Source organism: Methylophaga sp. UBA1464 (genome assembly GCF_002325665.1).
GTDB lineage: Bacteria > Pseudomonadota > Gammaproteobacteria > Nitrosococcales > Methylophagaceae > Methylophaga.
This window is the reverse complement of record NZ_DCSO01000045.1, coordinates 97,094-97,896: the sequence shown is the minus strand read 5'-3', so window position 1 is coordinate 97,896 and position 803 is coordinate 97,094. Positions and strand designations below refer to the sequence as shown.

Genomic DNA, 803 nt, shown 5'->3' with positions numbered 1-803 from the left:
GAGGGACATCCGCCATTGTCGACTCTGTGCTGAAAAGCTGCCGTTTGAGCCTCGGCCGGTTGTGCAATTTCATCCATCTGCACGAATCCTGATTGCAGCACAGGCGCCTGGCAGAAAAGTGCATGAAACCGGTATTCCATTTAACGATGCCAGTGGGGACAGATTGCGAGCCTGGCTGGGCCTCTCACGGGAGGTATTTTACGACGATCGTCGGATTGCGATTCTACCGATGGGATTTTGCTATCCGGGAACCGGCAAGTCCGGCGATTTACCGCCACGACCAGAATGTGCTCCGGCATGGCGTGAGACTTTGCTGTCACAGTTTGAAGATCTTCAACTGACGCTGGTAATTGGTCAATATGCTCAGGCGTATCATTTTCCATACAGCAAAAAGACGCTTACCGAGAACGTGTTGGATTGGCGAGAAACCTGGCCGGATAGGGTGCCATTGCCTCATCCAAGTCCGCGTAATAACCGTTGGTTGAAGAATAATCCCTGGTTTGCAGAATGTTTATTGCCGGATTTGCGTCGTCGAGTGGCAGAGGTCCTGTCGGATTCGGAAGAGTAAAGGTGATTTTGCCTGTTTTATCTGCCAGAACAGCATAATTGAATACTATATAGTGAACGTATAACGCTAAAATGTAATGAATTTGCTGATTTTACTCAGTGTGATGCCCGATCTGGAAATAAGAGGTACAGATGATGAAACCACTACCAGATAATATCGTTGCTTATAAACGTACACCCGAATTTGACGAAAGTACGATTCCAACCGGCTTGCTGAATAGCCATCAGACTAAAGA

Annotated in this window: 1 protein-coding gene; it reads left to right on the top strand. The window is 47.8% G+C overall.

The features are described from left to right. Positions 1-568, top strand: a 568-nt coding sequence (locus B3O33_RS05170) for a uracil-DNA glycosylase family protein (RefSeq protein WP_349676298.1), incomplete at its 5' end; no start/stop codon positions are given. Between the last annotated feature and the right edge of the window lie 235 nt (positions 569-803).